Origin of the sequence: Alteribacter keqinensis, from assembly GCF_003710255.1 — a bacterium.
Lineage (GTDB): Bacteria > Bacillota > Bacilli > Bacillales > Salisediminibacteriaceae > Alteribacter > Alteribacter keqinensis.
Genome location: NZ_RHIB01000001.1, coordinates 1,029,078 through 1,047,625 on the forward strand (window position 1 = coordinate 1,029,078; position 18,548 = coordinate 1,047,625).

General features: G+C 43.5%; 17 protein-coding genes. 10 read left to right on the plus strand and 7 right to left on the minus strand.

Annotated elements, in window-relative coordinates; translation table 11 throughout:
* Window positions 1-35: 35 nt before the first annotated feature.
* Entirely contained in the window at window positions 36-1,214 is a 1,179-nt protein-coding gene (locus EBO34_RS05115) for a DUF2515 family protein (protein ID WP_122896847.1), read from the plus strand.
* Here the strand turns inward: EBO34_RS05115 and EBO34_RS05120 are convergent.
* Window positions 1,211-2,059, minus strand: a complete 849-nt coding sequence (locus EBO34_RS05120; protein ID WP_122896848.1) for a dimethylarginine dimethylaminohydrolase family protein — start codon at window positions 2,057-2,059, stop codon at window positions 1,211-1,213. The genes EBO34_RS05115 and EBO34_RS05120 overlap by 4 nt on opposite strands.
* Window positions 2,060-2,197: 138 nt before the next feature.
* On the opposite strand from EBO34_RS05120, the gene EBO34_RS05125 reads away from it, so the two are divergent.
* Entirely contained in the window at window positions 2,198-3,061 is an 864-nt protein-coding gene (locus EBO34_RS05125) for a CvfB family protein (RefSeq protein ID WP_249414009.1), read from the plus strand.
* 187 nt (window positions 3,062-3,248) lie between these two features.
* Window positions 3,249-3,929 carry a M50 family metallopeptidase gene (locus tag EBO34_RS05130; protein ID WP_122896849.1) on the plus strand — a complete coding sequence of 227 codons (681 nt, stop codon included), beginning with the start codon at window positions 3,249-3,251 and terminating at the stop codon, window positions 3,927-3,929.
* A 416-nt stretch (window positions 3,930-4,345) separates the two neighbouring features.
* Here EBO34_RS05130 and EBO34_RS05140 read toward each other — a convergent pair whose 3' ends face one another.
* Window positions 4,346-4,957 carry a YitT family protein gene (locus EBO34_RS05140; RefSeq protein ID WP_249414010.1) on the minus strand — a complete coding sequence of 204 codons (612 nt, stop codon included), beginning with the start codon at window positions 4,955-4,957 and terminating at the stop codon, window positions 4,346-4,348.
* Window positions 4,958-5,531: 574 nt separating this feature from the next.
* Window positions 5,532-6,614 carry an AbrB family transcriptional regulator gene (locus EBO34_RS05150; RefSeq protein WP_122896852.1) on the minus strand — a complete coding sequence of 361 codons (1,083 nt, stop codon included), beginning with the start codon at window positions 6,612-6,614 and terminating at the stop codon, window positions 5,532-5,534.
* 120 nt (window positions 6,615-6,734) lie between these two features.
* Here EBO34_RS05150 and EBO34_RS05155 point away from each other — a divergent pair, with 120 nt between their 5' ends.
* Complete coding sequence (locus EBO34_RS05155; RefSeq protein WP_122896853.1) at window positions 6,735-7,964, plus strand: M20/M25/M40 family metallo-hydrolase; 1,230 nt, start codon at window positions 6,735-6,737, stop codon at window positions 7,962-7,964.
* Window positions 7,965-8,067: 103 nt separating this feature from the next.
* Entirely contained in the window at window positions 8,068-9,825 is a 1,758-nt protein-coding gene (locus EBO34_RS05160) for a Rieske (2Fe-2S) protein (protein WP_122896854.1), read from the plus strand.
* 90 nt (window positions 9,826-9,915) lie between these two features.
* Here EBO34_RS05160 and EBO34_RS05165 read toward each other — a convergent pair whose 3' ends face one another.
* The 3 genes from EBO34_RS05165 to EBO34_RS05175 form a co-directional block, all read right to left on the minus strand.
* Window positions 9,916-10,692 (minus strand): 3-hydroxybutyrate dehydrogenase, encoded by a 777-nt coding sequence (locus EBO34_RS05165; RefSeq protein WP_122896855.1) that lies wholly within the window; start codon window positions 10,690-10,692, stop codon window positions 9,916-9,918.
* Window positions 10,693-10,842: 150 nt separating this feature from the next.
* Window positions 10,843-12,129 carry a GntP family permease gene (locus tag EBO34_RS05170; RefSeq protein ID WP_122896856.1) on the minus strand — a complete coding sequence of 429 codons (1,287 nt, stop codon included), beginning with the start codon at window positions 12,127-12,129 and terminating at the stop codon, window positions 10,843-10,845.
* Window positions 12,130-12,391: 262 nt separating this feature from the next.
* Complete coding sequence (locus EBO34_RS05175) at window positions 12,392-12,694, minus strand: hypothetical protein (protein WP_122896857.1); 303 nt, start codon at window positions 12,692-12,694, stop codon at window positions 12,392-12,394.
* 106 nt (window positions 12,695-12,800) lie between these two features.
* Here EBO34_RS05175 and EBO34_RS05180 point away from each other — a divergent pair, with 106 nt between their 5' ends.
* The 5 genes from EBO34_RS05180 to EBO34_RS20575 all read left to right on the plus strand — a co-directional run bounded on the left by EBO34_RS05180 (window position 12,801) and on the right by EBO34_RS20575 (window position 17,600).
* Entirely contained in the window at window positions 12,801-13,859 is a 1,059-nt protein-coding gene (locus tag EBO34_RS05180) for a DUF3900 domain-containing protein (RefSeq protein ID WP_122896858.1), read from the plus strand.
* A gap of 358 nt (window positions 13,860-14,217) precedes the next feature.
* The gene (locus tag EBO34_RS05185; RefSeq protein WP_122896859.1) at window positions 14,218-15,651 is read left to right on the plus strand and encodes an LVIVD repeat-containing protein; all 1,434 of its coding nucleotides are present in this window, start codon (window positions 14,218-14,220) and stop codon (window positions 15,649-15,651) included.
* A 259-nt stretch (window positions 15,652-15,910) separates the two neighbouring features.
* Window positions 15,911-16,798, plus strand: a complete 888-nt coding sequence (locus tag EBO34_RS21140) for a CAP domain-containing protein (RefSeq protein WP_346725794.1) — start codon at window positions 15,911-15,913, stop codon at window positions 16,796-16,798.
* Window positions 16,799-17,011: 213 nt separating this feature from the next.
* The gene (locus EBO34_RS05195) at window positions 17,012-17,245 is read left to right on the plus strand and encodes a KOW domain-containing RNA-binding protein (RefSeq protein ID WP_249414011.1); all 234 of its coding nucleotides are present in this window, start codon (window positions 17,012-17,014) and stop codon (window positions 17,243-17,245) included.
* 199 nt (window positions 17,246-17,444) lie between these two features.
* Window positions 17,445-17,600 (plus strand): hypothetical protein, encoded by a 156-nt coding sequence (locus EBO34_RS20575; RefSeq protein ID WP_183163720.1) that lies wholly within the window; start codon window positions 17,445-17,447, stop codon window positions 17,598-17,600.
* 106 nt (window positions 17,601-17,706) lie between these two features.
* Here the strand turns inward: EBO34_RS20575 and EBO34_RS05200 are convergent, their stop codons facing one another.
* Window positions 17,707-18,372: a DUF975 family protein gene (locus EBO34_RS05200; protein WP_183163721.1), complete on the minus strand. Its 666-nt coding sequence runs from the start codon at window positions 18,370-18,372 to the stop codon at window positions 17,707-17,709.
* Window positions 18,373-18,548: the final 176 nt, after the last annotated feature.

Consider the following 18,548-nt stretch of genomic DNA (forward strand, 5'->3'; position numbering starts at 1 on the left):
TTCTCATAAGTGTTAAGAGAGAAAGGGGTTTTGTCGTGTACAGGCTGAAATCATTTCTTGAATGGATGTTCAAAGATCCTTCACAGGACGAACATAATCAGCTTCTGAAAAAAGAGAAAGTAAATACCGGTGTGAAAATGGAATCTCTTCACCGCTTAAAGGAAGAACTTACAAAAGAAATGTACCAACCTGCTGTGACGTTTCAGGAAGACAGGGAGAGAATCCGTGCCATTCGTGAAACGACAAGGGGGCTTAATCGAAATAATGTAATCAGAACCGAAGCCTATTTATCTTTTTACAACAAGCATCCTGAAGTTCACTGGGCTTTCCTCGCCCATATGGTTTCCAGAAATGGCGGTTGGAACATGACAGACCTGAAAGGAAGCTTACTTCAGGCTTTTATACCTAAAAAGGACCAAATTCACTATTTTCATTTTCTTGAAAAGGCTAATCAACTCATTTTTGACGATGCATATTCCCAGCTGCTCGTGTATGAACAAGTAAAGCAAATGGGTGATGACCGGCCGTTATCATATTTACCATTGTTAAATGTATCCCGGTTCATGTGTGCCGTGTGGCGGACGTTTCTAGCAACAGGGGACAGTGCCGTTCTCACCATAGGTCTGATTATTAATGAACAGCACCTTATTGAAAAACCGGTCATCCAGCATCCTGTGTTTCACGAAACTGTTTTTAAATCCTGGAAATTTCAGTTACAGGATCTATTATCGCTTACCCGGGTGATATTTCCTTATGAACTGAAAGGGAGGATCCGTCTAAGCGGACTGACTGTCAGCAGCTTTGATGAAGTATCTGAGCGGATTATGATCGGGAAGAAACTGTATTCTCTTCTTTTTGACACGCCTTTGTTAACTGTGGGGGCATTGTCTTTTGCCAATAAAGTGCCCCATACGGCTTCACGTTCAGATTACTGGCCTCACATGTTTTCAAAAAACAGGGAGAGTGTAACAGGAAATGAATGGCACAGCTGTTTTGAGAATGCAGATCCTTTTCTTTACAGCCCGGTATTAACTGATGCCTGGTCTGATAAGAAGCCAGTGGCTTCGTATAAAAAAGATTGGTTTCATAACACAAAGGTACCAGACTATTTCAGTTCTGCATCAGTACCCGGGAATATTGATGTTACGAGCGATTATTGCGAAGCTCTCAGGCAGATGGTGCTGCTTAAAGAAGCAAAGTCCGCAGTCTTTTAGGCTTTTGATCGAAGAACTGGCATTGTACAGCAGCGGAAAGATCCACCTGATTTTATGATTTCTGAGATATCCACTTCAATAACATGATACCCCCGTGAGCGTAATTCTTCATTTACCTTCTTGTTTACAGGCAGACTGAATACTTTACGATCACCAATGGAGAGGACATTTGTACCGAGTGTAAACTGCTCTTTTTCACATACCCGTATACAATCATAGCGGGACGTCAGCATTTCCTCATCGAACTCACTCATCACCCCTGGAAAAATAATTGCCTCAGAAGGGCTTAATACATTAAAGATACAGTCAAGGTGCAAATATTTGTGGGGGAAGGGGATTGATGTGACAGCGTACTGGGGAAGAAGACTCTGCAGATGTTCAATGGAACCTTCATCTGTACGCTCACTCACACCTATGTATATGTTGTGTCCGTCGATCACCACATCGCCACCTTCAATTTTATCACCGAGAAGATTATAATAGCTTATTTTGGAACGTTTTAGCCAGTCTTTCAAATGTTCTTCCTCACCGTGCCGCACCTTTTGAGCCATTTCTGATACAAAGATGGTCTGGCCAAGTGTGAAACCGATATCCCTTGTAAAGACTTGTTCGGGAAAGTGTTCCTTAGGTTCGAGATGGATGACGTCTACACCGTGCTTTTCCAGTTCGGAAGTGAAATCACGGTGCTGTTTGAGGGCGAGCTTAACATTCAGCCCTTCTTTTTCATATTTTTTTTGTGTTTCATTTATCACATCACGTATTGCAATATGATGCGGTTCGCAGACAGCCACTTTTCTCAATGCTCCATACTCTGTATCACAAAAAGATTGTTTTTGTTGTTTCAAGATAACTCCTCCTCGCTAAACGTTACTACTTACTAGCTTTTCCTTGAAATCTAAACAATACACACATCATGAGAATTAGAGTGGAAGGCTGTGCTATAATACAAGAAGTTAAAATCAATTGCTGAAAGAAGGATTACCATGACATTTGAAACAGGAATGATCTACAACCTAACGGCGACACAGGAAGTAGGGGGAGACTTTGTTCTGTCGGATGGAGAAGAGATTGTTGTTCTTCCAAAAGAAGAAGTAAAAGGGCCCCTTGCTCCCGGGGATGAATTATCCGTGTTTATATACCAGAATAAAAAAGGTGAGGTAGTCGCTACAATGGACCTTCCTCATATTACTGCAGAAACCTATGACTGGGCCCAGGTTGTTGACAAGGTAAGTGGACTTGGGGTCTTTGTAGAAATCGGCCTCAAGCAGGATGTGTTAGTTTCAAGCGATTACCTGCCACTTATTGAGAAGGTGTGGCCTGAAAAAGGTGATGAACTTTTTGTCACACTGGAAACGGATAAAAAAGGCCGCCTGCTTGCCAGGCCGGCTACTGAAACAGTGGTGGAGGATTCGTTTAAAAAAGCACCTGCTGAGTTAAAAGGCTCGGCAATTGACGGGCGGGTGTACCGCTCGACTAAGGTTGGTTCTTTTATCATCACAGAATCCGGCTACCGCGGTTTTATCCATTACATGGAGAGAAAGGTTGAACCCCGCCTCGGTGAATGGGTTGAAGGCAGGATCATTGATGTAAAAGAAGACGGATCATTAAACGTGACATTACGTCCGGTAAAAGAAACGGTACTTGACGATGATGCAGAGGATATCTTCAATTACCTCATTCGTACCGGAGGCGAAATGCCTTTTACAGATAAAAGTGATCCTGATGCAATACGGGAAGAATTTAAAATCAGTAAAGCTGCATTTAAACGCGCACTCGGAAGGCTGATGAAAGAAGGGAAAGTGGTCCAAAAAGAGGGAAGGACGCTTGTATCAAAGGACGAAAACTAAGATAAGGAGCATAGCTCAGGCTGTGCTCTTTTTTGAACGCTGTTTTCGGTAAGGGGCGCAGGTGGCTTACCAGAACCGCCATGAAAAGCGAACGGCGCGTTGGCTTCAACAATACTTTCAGAAAACAGCAACAATCTATATGAAAACAGCTTTTCCGAATGACCTCTTTTTAAGGTGGTGATTACCCGTGAATGATGATCTGTACTTTTACATACTCCTGTTTATAATCGTTTTGGGAATAACCTACCTGCCGGTGATCGGGTCCTATTTCCGGCTGTTTAATACGCTGATACATGAGAGTCTCGGACATGCCCTCGTAGCCCGCCTGACAGGAGGCAGAGTCGTCTCCATTTCTTTATTTCAAAATACCGGTGGGCTCGCGGTTTTTCAGCACCACTGGTTTGGAAGAGTGATTACTGTCTTTTGCGGTTATCCTGTTTCTTCTCTCATGAGTGTCGTGGTTATTTATCTTATTACTCAGGGGTACTTTGAGGAGATTGCTCTGGGACTTTTTATCCTTCTTATTTATGTGCTTATCTTTTGGGTAAGAAATCTGGTGGGATGGTTATGGGTCCTTTCTGTAATAGGAGGTTTGACTGCTGTATACATTTATGCAGAACAGCGTTATTTTGAACTTTTGATAACTGTTATTGGGATAACTATACTCACCCAGGCGTTTGCAAGTTCATGGGGGATCTTCATGTTAAGCGTGTTTAGGAATAGACAGGCAGGAGATGCAATGTTGCTGGCAGAAGCAACAAAAGTTCCCGCTGTCATCTGGGGGACTGTCTTTATGCTCCAGGGCACGTTCTTTTTTATTATCGGTACGATGATTTTCTTTGGTTATGATGTTATTAATCTGATTTGAGAATACTTTTGCGAAATGGATGGCTGATTTTTTGATGAATTGGTGTGTTTATAATTATATTGGTTTATTAAAAAAGGAAATTGCAGTGAATGCGTGCTCATAGACAAGGAGCGCAAAAGAGCGGAAATCAAAATCAGCTTTATAAAAGCTTATTTTAAAAATCCTAAAGGCTGTTTTTGCAAAGATTGTAAAAAAGATGAAGAAGCCGGAGTACCCCGAACCTCCTTCCGAAGTGGGCGCCAGGGTGAGAACCTGGCTCACCGGCACCCAGCGGAAAGAGCTGGGAAAGCAGGCTTCTTCTGTAATAACTAGGTTTATGTTGTCGTACCTGTTGCCACAAGCTATTAGAAAAGGGAGAACCTAAAAGAGAGAGGCTCATGTGAAGTATTATACACATGAGCCTCCCTCTCCAGTTTTTAGGATACCTGACCCGCAGGCACTTGATGAGCAACTGGAGCTGCAGGTTGATTGGCTGTAATCTTCCCTTTAATCATGCTTACGATAAAGGAGATCATTAAAACAGAAAGGATGGAATAAAATCCTCTGACAAGGCCTACAGATACAAGCCCTGTGAGAATGACCAGGGAGTCAAACACAAACAGGCTTTTACCTGGATCAAATCCGAATCTCTTTTGCAAAAAGAGACAAAGTATATTTGCTCCTCCAAGGGAGGAACCGTTCAGAAACAACACTGCCAGTCCGAAACCGATTATCAAGCCGCCCAGGATAGAGCCGACAAAAGGGCTAATCTGAAAGGACGGAAATAACTGCAGGGCTTCTGTCATTACTGAGAGCGTAGTAACTGCAAAAATAGTAGAGAACGTAAACTTCTTTCCCATTTTCATAAACGACAGAATATAAAAAGGGATGTTGATTAATAGAAAAGCCAGTCCGAACGATGAACTGATTAAGTATGATAAACTCAGGGCAAGGCCGGCTGTTCCACCTGTTATTACCTGTGAGCTCTGGAGGATAAGAACACCGAAACTCACAACGGCACTGCCAAGGATCATATATAAAATTCTCACTCTTTTTCACTTCCTTCACGTTTCACACAGATGCTTTGCTCAAATAGACACAAAGTTGATTATATCCCCATTGTGAAAATCACACAAATACCTGCATAACCGCGTTTTAGCTTTACACTGATAAAGTGCACGGAGGAAGAAGAACGAGGAGGCTGGGACAAAACAGTCTTTAATGAAGTAAAAAACGGTTGAACAAAACACTGATGAAGTAATTCCTTAGCTTCCGGGTCAACACGGAAACGATTGATTGTCCGGTAGCTCGGTTCGTAACCAGAGACGCCTGCGGGAAGGCAAGAGCTGAAGATCCATCGAGATGATCTTTCCACGATTAGCTGAAGCCTTGCCCGCGGCAAGCGAGTGTATTTCTGATCAATCAACGCTTATGCAAAATATAAAAAAAGAAATGGCTCTCAAAGCGGTGAGGGCCATTCTATTTTAGATGGGTTTTGTCACAGCCCCTCTCAAGAAAGTGAGCAGTGTTAAAGGAGTGAGGAGAAAAAGGCTTACGGGCGCTGAGCTGATGAATTCAATTAGCGCAAATCAAATTCTGATATTAACAAAGCGCTTTTACCTGTTACACGGAAGTTGGTGTTGACTGACGGTTTCCAGCTTTTTTGTTAAAGTACCATTTTAATAAAGGCGGTACAAAGATGATGATTACCAGAAGTCTGGTGAGCTGTAATGCACTTACCACAGCTGGATCGCCACCTACAATGGAAGCAGTCAGTACCATCTCAATAAGTCCGCCTGGTGCGACACTTAATAACGCAGTTGGCAGACTGAGTGTTGTAAAAAATGAGAGTAAACCACCCAGTCCGAATGAAACAAAAATGAGAAGAATGGCTATTCCTCCGTATACAAAGCAGTATTTGCCTCCTGCTTTTAAATCATCAAACGAGATTCGTTTTCCTAAACCTATTCCTACGGCAACCTGTGCAGAAATGAGTAACAGCGGAGGAAGAACAGGTAAGGATACGATAAAAATATTAATCAGTGCGGTGAAGAAAAGAGGAATAATCACAATTCCCGCAGGAATAAGGTTTCGCTTCCATATCCCAATGGCCACAGGAATGATAAACCACAATGCTGCCAATCCCCAGGACTGATCCGCCGCCTCGTTTGCACTGACGGGTACACCAGTACCGGTCTGTCCCTGTGAAAAAGCGAAGATAATCACAACAGGAACGATGAACAGCACCGTTAACAAACGAACAGTCTGAAAGATAATCACAAGGGAAGAGTTTGCTTTTAAGGCTTCACTTGCAATTGCCATCTCTGTTAACCCGCCGGGAATCGACCCGAACACACTGGTGATTTCATCAACCTTAATACGTCTTGAAACAAAGATTGCTGCTCCAATGCTTATTACAATAAGGATGACCGTTGCTGCAGCATAAGGGAGTATGTAGGGACCAACAGTAAGAAAAGTAGCGGCGGTAAAGTAAAGGCCAAAATAAATGCCGAGGGTTAAAAAGCCGGTATTTTTCACAGGATCAGGAAAGAACGCCATTCGTTTGGTGACACCCTGCCAAATTAGAACAAAGGTAAGTGCTCCGAGTACCCAGGGTAGGGGGAGGGCGAGAATGGCAAACACAAATCCCCCGGTCACACCGATCATCACTGTTTCCAGAAATCTGAATAAATGAACCGAATTCATTGTATGACTCCAATCTATTTAGAGTTGCGAATTAATAGTATTGTACCATACTCTTTTAGAAGGACTCTTACTATTTTAAAGCGAAGTAGTTCAGTGCAGAAAAAAATGGAGGGTTAACGAATGAGTAGTCAGTCTATTCGCACATTCATAAAAGAGATTGCAGAAAATGAAAAAGTCAGGTGGGCATTGGAAGAAATAAAGAAAGAAGCATCCCGTACGCTGGAGGATCAAATTGAAATCACTGAAATTGAAGCACCTACTTTTGAGGAAGAAACACGGGGGAAGGTCTATGCTTTGAGGTTGGAAGAAGCAGGTATCGAGAATATTTCGACCGACAAGCACGGGAATGTTTTCGGAGTAAGAAAAGGGACAGGAAAGGGGCCGAAGATTGTTGTTTGTGCCCACCTCGATACGGTTTTCCCCTCAGGAACTCCTGTAAAAGCAACGTGGAAAGAAGGAAAAATCTACGCTCCGGGTATTGCAGATGATGGCCGGGGACTTGCTGTTGTACTGACTCTGGCGAGAGTAATGAAAAAATATGATCTCAGGACGGTGGGTGATCTCATTATCGGAGCTACCGTAGGTGAAGAAGGTTTGGGTGATTTATATGGTGTGAAAGGTCTTTTTGAGACACGGAATGACATTGATGGCTTCATTTCAATTGAACCGGGATCCCCATCAAGAATTATTTTTGCCGGCACAGGAAGCCGTCGTCATAAAGTAACTTTTACAGGTAAGGGCGGACATAGTTTCGGTGACTTCGGTACACCAAGCGCCATCCACGCTCTTGGAAGGGCAGTCGGAGAAATCGCTGAAATAGCTGTTCCTGAAGAGCCTAAAACGACCTTTAACGTAGGTGCAATTCAGGGAGGGACTACGGTCAATACGATCGCTGAAAAAGCATCAATGGTGATTGACCTCAGATCAACAGATCCGAAAGCCCTGAAATTACTCGAGGACAAGGTGTTGACAATTATAAAAAAAGCTGCTCTGAAAGAAAGACACGAGAGGTCTGGAGGCCCCATGGATGTAGATATTGAGCTTGTGGGCGACAGGCCCGCCGGAACACAGTCTTCAAAAGATCCTATTGTTCAGACTGCTGCTGAAGCAGTCAGGCAGATTGGACTTGATCCATTATTCAGCGGACCCATCAGCACAGACTCGAATGTTCCCATCAGCCTTGGAGTTCCATCTCTTACACTAGGAGGCGGAGGGGCGTTCGGCAGTGCCCATACCCTAAACGAATACTTCGACCCGACTGATGCTTATTTTGGCCCTTGGCAGATTCTTCTGACGGTTCTTGCCCTAGCTGGAATGGAAGATGTGAGTGAGCCGGTGCTGAAGAAATGAAATCTAAGACTGAGGTCTTAAAAATAATGCGGTCTGACTCCCATGTTCTTTTACCCGGTTCTTTGTAAACTGACCTTAATAATGTGAAGGAGTGATTGCAGAGATGAATGAAGAACGGATTTATGCGGGAACAGTAGATGAAATGAAACAGGGATCACCAAAAGTGATCAAGGGAGGGAACCATGGAATCGCAGTTATCGCAGACAATGATGCATTTTATGCTGTGGATAACCGCTGTCCCCATTTAGGCTTTCCCTTGCACCTCGGGAGCGTCTGTGACGGACTTTTAACCTGCCACTGGCATCATGCACGCTTTGACATTAAAACGGGCGGCACACTCGATCCGTGGGCTGATGATGTTCCGGCCTATCCAGTTGAAGTAATAGGTAATGAGGTCTGGGTGGTTACTCTTCCGAAAAACAAGCAGACGGTTTCATCTCTTCGTAATCGTTTAAAAGAAGGTCTGGAGCAGAATCTGAGCCTCGTTATCGCAAAGGCAGTTGTTGGACTTGTTGAGGCGCGGGAACCGCTGGCTGATATTGCGAAGGTCGGTGTGGAGTTTGGGACCAGGCATCGTTATAAAGGATGGAGATCCGGCCTCACCATTCTCACATCGATGACAAATATGCTTCCCTATCTCGATAAAAACGGACAGATACTCGCATTGTATCAGGGGCTTGCCCATGTAGCAAGGGAGAGTGCCGGTATGGGTACCCGTTTTTTAACAGGACCACTGCCGGTGGGAGGGGACGAAGATATCCCTTCATTACAAACGCTTTCCAATTGGTACCGCCACAGTATCGAAGTCAGGGATGTTCAGGGGGCGGAGCGTGTACTCCTTACTGCGATTGAGTCTGGTGCTTCCAATGAAGAGCTGTCTGACATGATGCTTCGTTCCGTAACCGATCATTATTACATGAATACCGGGCACACACTTGATTTTCATAACAAAGCGTTTGAAATACTGGGCAGAATTGGAAGCGATAACCGGGATTTCGTACTCACATCCCTTTTGCCCGAGCTTTCTGATGCTTCAAGAAGTGAAGAGCAAAACAGCTGGCAGACGCCGGTACAGCTCGTTACCCCTCTTGAAGCGGTTTTTGAGGAAGTGATGACTACGACCTTCGGTGAGGATGAAATAAAAACTGACAGAATGCAGCTCGTTGAGTTAATACTGGATGATCAGCCACTGGAGACGATCCGCGCCCTTTTTGACGAACTGAAAAGTGGAACCTCTCCTGTAAAGCTGGGCCAGCTGGTTTCTGCAGCGGCCGCTGAACGGTTGGCCCGTTTTCACGTGCAAAATGAATTCAGGGACTGGATCACCGTTCTCCATACATTCACTCATGCCCATGCAGTCCATGAGAGCCTGAAGCGCTCAGTGACGCCGGAACTTACAAGAGCAATCTTTCACACAGCCATGAGTATTTACTTAGACCGGTTTCTTAACACACCGTCTGCGAGACGGCCGGAGCGGACCCGGGGCGACAACAACACCCCTCCTGAGACTGATGAGTTTTTGACACTCTTGGATAAACAGCAGCAAACAGACCAGGCAGCGAAATGGGCTGCTGATTACTTAAACAGGGGTGGAAAGAAAAAAGCTCTTTTTAACGCACTGGGGCATGGGGTTTTAAGAGAAGACGCCGAGTTTCATACATTTCAGGTATTTGAAGCAGCTATCACTGAACATGAGAGTTGGGAGAATGATGAAAGTGACTTTGCAGAATGGGCAAAAGACACAATGATCTTTGCTGCAGTCAGATATATTGCAGCTCATGCACCGACAAGCAGGGAAATCTCCCATACTGCAAAAATAGCTGTACGCCTTTCTAGGGGCGAAAAATTGTTTGAGGAATAACCGACCTAAACCTGTAAGAAATAATAAGCCCTCCCGCCCGGAACGCTTTCGGACCGGGCGGGAGGGCTTTCATATTTATTTAACGTTTCCCTATTGGGCTGTATAGCCGCCATCCATGATGACCGGCTGTCCTGTAATTCCTTTTGCACTGTCGCTTGCAAGGAAGATGGCAAGGTCAGCAATTTCCTCTACCTGGAGTAACCGGTTCTGTGGTACAAGAGGGTAAATAACTTCTTCGAGTACTTTTTCGAGATCAATGCCCCGGCTTTTTGCCAGGTCTTCAAGCTGGTTGCGGACAAGGGGGGTATCAACGTAGCCCGGGCAAATAGCATTAACTGTAATTCCATGTTCAGCCCCTTCAAGGGCAGCGACTTTCGTCAGGCCGATAACACCATGCTTTGCACTGTTGTAACCGGCTTTACCAGCAAATCCGATGACGCCGTTAATGGAGGCCATATTTAAAATTCGTCCGAAATTCTGTTTTTTCATATACGGGAAAGCGATTTTTGTAGCAATAAACGGACCGACGAGCATGATCTTTAAAAGGAGTTCGTATTTTTCTGTAGGAAAGTCTTCAAGGTTCGCTACATGCTGTATACCGGCATTGTTAATCAATACATCTACCCGCCCGTATTTATCAATAAGCTCATCCATTGCTCGCTGAATGTCTTCCTCATCAGTTACATCACACTTAATCCCGTCTACACTGTACCCTTTTTCTTTAAGGTTATTGACAGCTTCCTGTAACGGTTCTTCCTTAATATCTGAAAGTATGACTTTTGCCTTCTGCTCTGCAAATCGGATACCAATTTCCAGACCTATTCCACCTGCAGAACCTGTAATAAAAACGACCTTATCTTCAACCATGTTAAAAGCCTCCCTTTGTTTTTTACTTCACTGTATTGTTGCTATTCTCACTTCCGACAGTGCACAAAAACAGCAGATGAAAGTGGCGGTGCCGGCTACTACATTACAGGAATCTTGAAAAACAGTCTTTACCTTTTTTGCAGATTTCAATTACACAATTCCTAATGTAGCCATGACGATAATAACAGCTACTGCAATGGTCGGAATAATTAACCCGACTGCTGCAATGTCCCCGTAGGAGTCTTTATGTCCGAGCCCTGTTACAGCATAAAGGGTAAGTAAAGCCCCGTTGTGAGGAAGAATACTTGCTCCAGAAGCAACCGAAGCTACCCTGTGGAATGCTTCAGGGCTGATTCCCTGCTGTTGGGCGATCTGGTTGTATTGTTCCCCGAGAGCTTCAAGACCAATACCCATACCACCACTTGCAGATCCGGTAATAGCAGCAAGAATCTGGATCGCTACGCCCTGGGAGATAAGAGGATGGCCGGGAATATTAAGAAGCATCGCACTCAAATCTTCAAATCCCGGTGATGCCGTAACAACCGAACCAAATCCGACTGCTGCGCTTGTATTGATCACAGCCATTACTGACCCTGCAGCCCCGTCATTAATAGAAGAGCTGAATTCTTTATAACGTTTAATGTTAAACGCCATAAGAAGCAGGCTTCCGGCAATTAAAGCAGGAATAATAGGCCAGTCAAAAACATTCAAAGTTACAACAACCAATCCCAATGGCAGAATTGACAGCCATACGTTGGGCAGTTCATCCTCGTCCACACCTTCCACAGCGTGTTCTTCATCGGGTTCTGTAAACCTTTCATCTTTCTTGGTTAATCTGTTTTCACGCCACTTCAAATAAAAATAGCCTCCTACAGCCATGATTAAAGCTGCAGCAATACCCATAAAAGGGGCAGCCATTGGTGTTGTGCCGTAATACACCATAGGGATCAGGTTCTGGATCTGCGGTGTTCCTGGAATGGCAGTCATTGTAAAAGTGAAAGCTCCAAGGGCGAAGGTGCCGGGCAGAAGTTTTCTGGAGATGTCCGCTTCTTTGAACAAGGCGACTGCAAGAGGGTAAATGGCAAAAACGACGACGAACAGGCTGACACCTCCGTATGTGAGGACGGCTGCTGCAATTAAAACGCCGAGAATGGCTCTCGTTTTTCCAATAACACGGGTGATGGAAAAAGCAACAGACTGAGCCGCTCCGGTGTCTTCCATCAATTTACCGAAAATGGCACCGAGGAGAAAGACTGGAAACCACTCCTGGGCAAAGTCGACAAACCCGGTCATATAGGTGTCTCGATATGTAGGTAATACTTCCATTCCACTTAAGAGAGCGACTAAACCACTTATTAACGGAGCGATCCAGATAATGGACCAGCCCAGATAAGCGAGAGTAATCAGAAGCAGTAATCCGATAATAATACTCGTCATAAGCCATCACCTTTTCCACTGTTTGCAGATAGTGTGGGCAGAGACGAGGAGGATATACGAAATTGTTAAAGTACGGTTAAGTTAATCAAATAAAGTTGACCGAAAAGGCCTAATTATTCTTTTGGATCAGCCCAGAGCACTGAGTTGAGCCATTTCACTTCTTCAAAGAGCCTGGCAGGAGTGGTTTTTTTCCTACCGGGCGGGGAGCATGCGGAGCCATTGCGATTTTGCTTTATTCTTTTGAGACACCTTTAAATTTCCATTACTTTTTCCGCATTTTCTCCATCTCTTCACTTACAACAAAAGCCAAGTCGTCATTTCCAAACAGGGAAAGTACACCTAACAGGGTCTGGTCAGCTATTTCTTCAGACTCTTCCTTTGGCACCGTAAGCTCGGTACCTTGCATCAGGGCCGTGTTTTTACTCTGTTTTGGATAGGCTTTTTTATACAATTCTACAGCATCCAAATCATTGTTTACACACCATTGGGCAAACACTAAAATCATCATATTCTCATCTTTTTGATAGTTTTGGATGATTTGTTCTTCTACTTCTTTTTTATTCATTTCCAAGCTCCTTTTTTATGAGGCTGTTTCATATTATACCGGACAAGATGACGCTCTTCCATGATATAATATACCGGTGGAAAAAGGATGACGGGGGATTAAAGATATGGATTTTACGATTGATTTTGCCTCATTTTATGTAGTCCAGGTCAGTGGATCTGGAGAGCAGGCGGAAAAAACATACAAGCACTTTCAAACGTTAAACAGCGAACAGTATTTTACCAGTCCGCTAAAAGAGTTTCTTGATGGGGAACTGATGAAGATTGCGAAACGCAAAGTGGAAAGAAACCCTAAGAATGATCAGGTTCCGACGAAGATCGGCCAGTTCGTTACTGAGCCGGGTCATGAGCTGGACTCCAACCCGAACTACAATTTATTTAACCGGATAAGAACGGCTGGTTCTTCAGAAGAGTTTAAAACGAACAGTGAGCAACTGGTCAGGGCTTACACAAACACAAGTGCTGTCAGGGGCGGGGCACTGCTTGTAATCCGGGCGAAACTGACCAAATATATGGATGACAAATTTGTGTTTGTTCTCAAGTGTGACTTTGAACCGAAAGTGGCCACAATTACAGATGAACAAACGCTGATCCGACATGTGGAAATGGCGATAACGACAAAAAACATGAAATCCATTCAGTATCCGTATATGCCCGAAGAGGGAATGACAGAAGAGTGGGAGTTAAAAATTCATCAGTCCTCCCACGCCAGATATTTCGAAGACTTCCTTAAATACGTAGAATACAGCCAGTCTATGCCTGAGATTGTAAAAGGGCAGATGATTGAAACTGCACACCAGCACCTGGCAGAAACGTATGAACCTGAGAGCGAGGAATGGCTGGAAGAAGAACAAAACCTCGAAGCCTGGGCAAATACAGAAAACCGTCAGCTCCAGGAAAAGTGGACAGAAGATCAGGTTATTGAAGCTTCTGCCCCTATTATTGACCGGCAGCCTGAAATCGAGATGAAGCTCAAGCTCGATCACATCGATGTGAAAGGACTGCTTTCTGATTTCGGTGACTCTATTCACATTGCTAAGGTCAATGGAAAATATGTCATATTAATTGAAGGGGAATCCTTTTCATTTGAAAAAGGCGCATCCCCGGTAGAGTTTCTGCAGCCGGACACACTGGATAACGTTTTAAAGCGGGTTGGAAGAGGATAGTGTTCTTGAGCGTCAAAGCCTCTAAAATAGCGCTTTTGACGCTTTTTCTTTTTTAAAAAACAGGTAAATAGACCTATTAATTAAAGGGAAAGGAATCATTTTTAGATGGTGTAAGGAGTCTGACACCGCGAAAATTTCATTTAGTGAATCGAAATATTTATTTTTGACTATCAAATATCGGTTTAATGGTCGGATCGTCAGCTATTCGACAGTAATTTGAAGTAATAAATGGTTAATGAGGCTCAGGGGATATCGGATATTGTCGAATTCTGAGGATTTTCCGTCCTGTACTACCCCTGCCATGTAGTTATACTTAAAATTGTTAAAACTTTCAGAATTTATGCAGGGGGAATGCAGAATGAATAAGAAGAATCAGGTTATAGTGAAATCGATTGTCGCTGGAGCCTTGGTATTTACCATTTTAACTCCGACTGGATTTGCGCACGATGCATTTGAAGGGGGACAAAAAGGAGAAGGAATTGTATTTGACCATGACGCTATTGAGCAATTGGCTTCCCCGGTTGAGGAAGGCGGAAAGAACGTTAAGCATCTTCACGAAGCGGCTGCCGTACAGCTGGCTGAAAAAGACGGGGTTCAAAACAATACAGCAGATGTTTATGCTCATAAAGGGTTTGCTTACGTCGGTACCCACACAGCCAACGGAGCCAATGGGGGAGTCAGGGTATTTGATCTGAAAGACCCGTCCAACCCTGAAGAAGTTGCCGTCTTTGCAGATGAAATTCCATATACATGGCAGGAAAAAGTCATCGTTAAAACAGTAAATACGAAAGAATTTAAGGGAGACTTAGCAATCGTGAGCTTACAGCAAACCTCACGTAATAATGCAAACCGCCCGGATAGCAGAGGGGGCATGTTGCTTTATGACGTAAGTGATCCATACAATCCGGAACAGCTCGGTTTTTATGAACTGGACCGTACAATTACAGGAACCCATGAACTTTATTTAACCACACAGGGAAACCGTGCTATTGCCTTATTGTCTAACCCGTATGCCGATTATTACACTGGCGGCGTAGAGAGAGATTTCCAGATTATTGATGTAAGTGATCCGGCTAACCCTGAAAAGATCTGGGAATTTGACCCGAGAGAATTGGAAGAAGTCGCTGAAGATTTTAATGGTTATCATTGGGATGCTGATGATGGTCACACCCGTCCGGTATTTAACCACAGTGTGATTACAGATAACAACGGCCATTACGCTTACGTTTCCATGTGGGATCTTGGTACTGTAATTTTTGATATCCGAGATCCTGAAAATGCACAGTATCTCGGACGTACAGAGTACCGTGATGACCAGAAAGGTGCTGCCCACTCCGCTGCCCTTGCCCGTGGAGGCACTATTCTTATTGAAACAAGAGAAGTTGCCAATCCTCATGGCGAAGGCTACGAAAGTGCTTACGGTTACACAAGAATCTTTGATATCAAGGATAAATCAAACCCGGTACTTCTAAGCGAATTTACAACCGAGCTTACGTTTGATTTCTCAGCTCCGGTCAACACTTTTGCCAAAACCGTTCACGATCCGAAAGTCCATGGAAACACCCTTTACCTTTCTTATTATTCCGGAGGGGTGTTGGCAGTAGATATTACAGATCCAAGCAATCCGGAAGAAATTGGACGCTACACACCGGACCAGGGAAATGTATGGGGAGTCTTCGTTGACAGAAATTATGTCCTTGCGTCTGATATGGGACAAGGTCTTAAAGTCCTTCAGCGAAATAACGGAAACAACAATAACAACAATAAAGGAAGCCGTCCTTTAAATCATTAAGAATCGAACAAATTCTCATCACTTTAAAGCAGTCCCAAAAGATTAAAATCTTTTGGGACTGCTTTATTATTTGCTGAAACACGCTGATGGTTCAATATTGTCAAAGTCAAACGCCCTTCCGCCCCGGCTGCGTACCCGCAGAAAGAATTTGTATGACATCCATTCACCTCCTTCACGTCAAGAATTTACCACCTATTTTTTTCACAGTGAAAATAAAGAATAAGTGTGTTGATTGATGAAACGAAGGAGGAAATATAAAGTGAATAAAAAACTGATTTTAACACTTATTGCCGGTTTGCTTATGATGGTCTTTACTGCCTGTGGGGGCGGCGGGGACATGGGAGAGGATACGGAGGAAGGTGCACGTGGCTACGAGGATGGAAGGATTACCGGTTACTACAATGACCTTTACCAGCCAAATCCTGACCAGACGTTTGAAATATCCAGTGACAAGACAAATGTGGACAGTCAGAATTTTCCCCACACAAAAGCGATTCAGATCCAGGATGCAAAATTTTTAACAGACGTTGACCCGGATCAGCTCCATCCTGACGATCTTTATAACATCGTAAGAGATGAACTGAATATTCAGCTTCCTGAAGCGGGAACACCACCTGTACAGCAACCTGAAACAGACGGACCTCAGGAACCTGCTAACCCACCTGTTTCTGACCCTCAGGAAGAACAGGCACAGCAACCTGACCCAGGCCAGGAACAGCCTCAGGAAGAAGCAGGGCAGGAGGAGCCACAGCCCGATACAAGTGGTGAGCTTAAAGAATTTGAAAGACAAGTGATTGAACTGACAAATGCTGAACGACGTAACAATGGCCTTTCTGAATTGGATACGAATATTGATTTATGTATGGTCGCACGTGAAAAGTCCCGTGACATGCAGCAGAATAATTACTTTTCCCATACAAGCCCGACATATGGATCACCTTTTGACATGATGCGTGACTTCGGTATTCAGTATAATGCAGCCGGTGAAAACATTGCACAAGGTCAGCCGACTCCTGAGCAGGTCGTTCAGCAGTGGATGGCTAGTGCCGGTCACCGTGAAAACATTCTAAGCAACAGCTACAATCAGATTGGTGTTGGGTATGAGTCTCAGGGGAACCACTGGACCCAGATGTTTATCAATAATTAAGTCGCTTCTTAAAGCCCGTTATTTTATAGCTGGTATTCAATGGAGATGAAATCAACTTCAATATTTTACAGCCCCAATTAAATAAAAATTCCAACAAAAGCATGTGCACTTACAAGCGCACATGTTTTTGTTATAGTAATGAAGGTAGCTTTATTAAAAATTCGGGTAATGTATTTATACTGAACTGATTTTAGTTAAGGAGGTCGCTTATTTATGGCAGATCAGGGAGCAAACAAAGAAAGCAGTGAAAACAAAGGCAACAAGGAAAAAGAAAGTCTGATTAAGGTTGAAGCTGGAGAAAATGTAGAGGTTATTAAAGGCGAATTTAAAGGCATCAAAGCAGAAGTTATCGCTGTTTACACAAACTCCATCGCTGTTGAATTGGACAAAAAACTTTCAGACGGCAGCAAAGCCAGAACAGTTCTGCACCATACAGAATTTAAGTAATCTAAATGAAGCAGTACGCTTATTAATGAAGACAAAATGATAAAAACCGGAACGGCCTTGTACAGGCTGTTCCGGTTTTTTTGATTTTCGGTAACATACGACAGGAATAACGTACATAAATTGGTAGTGGTAAAGCCATTATCCTTCTATTATCAGTGATAAGTTGTTTTCACAGCCTAAGAAAAAGGAGGGGAGACTGGTGATACCATCCATTATTATTACAATTGCGTGGGTAGTTGTTGGGTTCTGGAGTTTATTGAAGCTTGTTAACTTATTCAACGGCGGCACAAAAAACTGGCTTGATATCCTGTTACACCTGGCGGTTATCTTAATTGCTCTTTCGTTTATCCTGTAGCTCTCTGGATCAGATTTTTATTTTGGATTAATCTTGTCTCATATGAATTAGAGAAGCCGCTTCCACATATGGAAACGGCTTTTTCTAATTGAGACCATAATCACATTTATACGGCTTCACTTTCTGGGACATTCTGGTTTCGCAACTCGTCATAAAATGCTGCAATTGTTGCATAAATGTAGGGGATTAGCCATATGAAGCCGATTCCAAGTGTAAATACTGCCACAAAAAACCATCCGATAAAGCTGAGAAGTGTCATGAAATACTTCCACTTGTATCCCTTCATGAGCCGGCGGCTTTCTGTAATGGCCTGATTCGGTCTTAAATCCGGACGGTCTTTTAGGATGTAGTAGGTCTGAGAATAGGAAAAGGCTTTGATAATTCCCGGAATGATGAGTAGTAAAGCCCAAAGAAAAACGTAGATACTCATTAAAACTCCAGTCAGAAGTGTTTTAAGATAATATTGCTTGGTAAGACCCTTAAATGCCAGATCAAATGTTGCGTCATTCTGTCTGACGAGAGTCACGAAATAGACGTAGGCTCCGAAGTAAAGAGGAATCAGTGCAACTTGCACTGCAAGAACAACAGCCTCCACCCATAATGGTGTGGTCCCCTGTTCCAGCCATTGGGTAACATCACCTGTTAATGCAATCTCAACAAAAGTCGGAACAAATGCGCTGATCAGAAAAAGAACAATAATAACGCCAATTGATTTTCCCCAGTTTCCTGATAAAGAGGATAAAGCTGTTTTTTTCAATGCTTTGATTCTCAACGTATACAACATCCTTTCAATAGTAACTGTCTATTATGCCCTCATGTTACAATATAATTATAAATTTGGAAATATTTTTTATTTAAAAGCATTGTCACTTCTACTCATTTCAAGTAGGAAGACTTTCCTTTCCACATGTTGCTTTGATGATTAATGTTGTTGAAACTTACCGTACT